This is a genomic window from Mesotoga sp. UBA5825, from assembly GCF_002432955.1.
GTDB lineage: Bacteria > Thermotogota > Thermotogae > Petrotogales > Kosmotogaceae > Mesotoga.
In genome coordinates, this window is record NZ_DJHG01000004.1 from 2,329 (window position 1) to 5,183 (window position 2,855).

Annotated in this window: 3 protein-coding genes and 1 pseudogene; all 4 read left to right on the forward strand. The window is 45.5% G+C overall.

What is annotated here, in order from left to right; translation table 11 throughout:
* Positions 1 to 428: pseudogene (locus B3N33_RS00155) on the forward strand (hypothetical protein); the annotation flags it as partial.
* Between the two features lie 1,163 nt (positions 429 to 1,591).
* On the forward strand, positions 1,592 to 2,119 hold the full coding sequence (locus tag B3N33_RS00160) for a restriction endonuclease (protein WP_214061468.1): 528 nt from the start codon (positions 1,592 to 1,594) through the stop codon (positions 2,117 to 2,119).
* 142 nt (positions 2,120 to 2,261) lie between these two features.
* Positions 2,262 to 2,666 carry an HNH endonuclease gene (locus B3N33_RS00165; RefSeq protein WP_214061467.1) on the forward strand — a complete coding sequence of 135 codons (405 nt, stop codon included), beginning with the start codon at positions 2,262 to 2,264 and terminating at the stop codon, positions 2,664 to 2,666.
* 9 nt (positions 2,667 to 2,675) lie between these two features.
* Positions 2,676 to 2,855, forward strand: a 180-nt coding sequence (locus B3N33_RS00170; protein WP_292591750.1) for a hypothetical protein, incomplete at its 3' end; no start/stop codon positions are given.

Sequence of the window (2,855 nt, forward strand, 5' to 3'; positions counted from 1 at the left end):
TTACAAGTTCAAACAATGGAGACGTTACTGGCAATCATGGAGGTACAGATTGCTGGATAGTCAAACTGAGCAACACAGGATACATCCAATGGAGAAAGTGCCTTGGTGGATCACATAATGATTGGGCCTTAAGCATCCAGCAAACGAGCGATAGCGGCTTTATCGTTGCCGGGTATACAAGTTCAGAAAATGGAGACGTTCCCGGCAATCATGGAGAGAGTGATTACTGGATAGTGAAACTGGACAGTATAGGTAACATCATTTGGCAGAAGTGCCTTGGCGGGTCAGCTGATGACGAAGCATTCTGTATCCAGCAAACTAGCGATAGCGGTTTTATCGTTGCCGGGTATACAAGGTCAAACAACGGAGATGTTACTGGCAATCATGGAGAAAGTGATTACTGGATAGTGAAATTTGAAGCAGAATAGAGATAGACCAAGAAGAAGGAGACCATAGGCATCACGTTTACATTTTACACAAGGATTGGGTATCGCGAGAAAAGGGGGGTCTCCCTAATTCCATAAAAAGACAATTTAACCTCTTTGTGGATCGAGATTTCCAACATGAATTTCGGAAATCACTGGCAGGAAATAAATAGGTAGGGTCAGACTCCATTTTTACTGCAGTGAGCACTACAAGGAGATAGTTGAGAAATCGAAAGCAGAAACAGGCTAGGAGGCAACGCCTTGGAATTCAAAAAATCTGCGAAAAAGGTGACTCCTTTTATTGTAGCTAAGTGGGACTTGAATGTTGCCTTTTGGAGAGCAGTAGACAAAATCTGAAGAGTCTTAAGCACAGAAGAAATCACGCTATGACTTGCAGTCCCTGGAAGCTATTGCGCCATCGTGACCGGGGCGACTACGATCCCCTTGGAGCCTATAGACAACATCTCGAGCGCACTATGAATAGTCTCTCAGAAAAGTCCCTGTAGTTATCCTCGATCCTCAAGTAGCCGTAATGCGTGTGAGGCTGGAGAATTGAGAGAAGAGAAGCGCTGAAATTAATAGAAGGAGATTGCGAGAGGATTGTTCTTGTGGGGACACCTCGAAGGCGAGACGCGATAAATATCGGGTGGGGCTTTTTGCTACTGCTTTACTAGAATAACGATGGGAAACGCCGCCCTGACTTTTAGGCTCCATGGGATATTTCCTTTTTTTCCACTCTAGATTACCCCTCAGGGTTCTCATGGAAATAATTCTCCCCGGGATTCCCTTTCTTATGGAACTTTAACCGGGACGGAACTTTAACCGGGACAGACTCGCTTTTTCCATATTCATTACTTTCTATGATATCGAGCAAGCACATGCGACCGGAGAGAATCACTCAATGAGGTTTCAAGATGGCGGCATTACCTGCAAAGATGAAATTCTGAAGACTGGTAGATGAACTGCATCCCTGATAATATTGTGAACATGACAATAGACGACTACGAGGAATTCCTTGAAGAGCGGCGTTATATCATGGCGCAGAAGATAAAGAGGTATTTCGCGGTTCTTTGAAGAATTGCTGAATTGATATTCGATGCGTTTCCTAGACGAGGTGTGGAAGTGGATTTCGATCGAAGTGGACATGAAGTGACAGGAAAAACCCTATGATTCTATACTACTTCAGGAAGTACTGGTGGGTGGTGTCGGCTGCAATCATTGCGCTTGCTTATGTGATCCCTTATCAGGTGGTTATTGGTCTGCTATTTGCGCAGATCATCGCTGTGAATCTCGTATCCTTAAGGATCAGACGTTATTTGAAGCCCGAGCGAAATGTAAAGACTCTCAGAAACCTTCTCGTTCTCGAACTTAAGGACTTTCTAGAGAGCTACGGAGTGTCCTGTGATTTTCCTCCGAGGGGCGATTATTCCTCCGTTGATCTTATCGCGGAGATCTTCGGAGAAAAGACGGTGTTCTCCATCAGGGAGGGCAATGATCAAATCCATAACTCCGAAGTACAGAGTCTCGCCGCTTCTCTCTCGAAGCACGGGGCCAGTCACGGAGTAATTCTGGTCGATGGTCTGCTGCCTATTGAGGCAAAGAGATTGGCCGAGAGCTACGGTTTGGAATTCAAGAGATATCAGAAGTATAAGGAAGAAGTTCGGGAAGAACTCGGTCTCAATCCTAACCGCTGATGTACTTGCGGAAGATTGATCGATAATAATCAAAAGGAGCTGCAGGAAGAATTCAGAGCTTCTGGCGGAAAGTCATATTGCCGCGAAACCATAAGGAGATCGTTGAGAAATTGAAAGCGGAAACAGGCTGGGAGGTGATGCCTTGCAGTTCAAGAAAGGCGAAGTCTACAAGCGGTCGCTGATTCATGAAGAGTATGGAGGGAATAGACAGAGCGGGATATCATATCCTGCCAAACATGACATGGTTTTCATATTCACAGGCTTTTCGGGAGAGGAGTACGGTTACAACGATCGATGGGAGAATGGATACTTTCTCTATTATGGTGAAGGCCAGGAAGGCGATATGGAGTTTGTAAGAGGCAACAAGGCAATCAGAAACCAAAGAGAGAATCAGAAAGCTCTCCACCTCTTTCAGAAGGTCAGTAAAGGCTTCGTCAAATATCTGGGAGAGATGGAATATGTCGATGATTTCGTAGAAGAGGGCCGGGACACCAAAGGCAATCTCCGCAAAGTGATTGTGTTCAAGTTAAAGCCAAAGGAGAGATGACTGCTCTTAGTGCAGAGATATAAGGCACCGGGGGTGATTGCAGTGATCATGTTCGACAGAGCATGGAAGATGCTCCAGGAGATCGATGCAAGCGAAAGGAAGAAGGCGTTCGATGCGATTATTGAACTCTTATCTGCTTCGGAGGACGAGGAGATGCTTCAACTGAGAGACGACCTGCTGACATTCGAA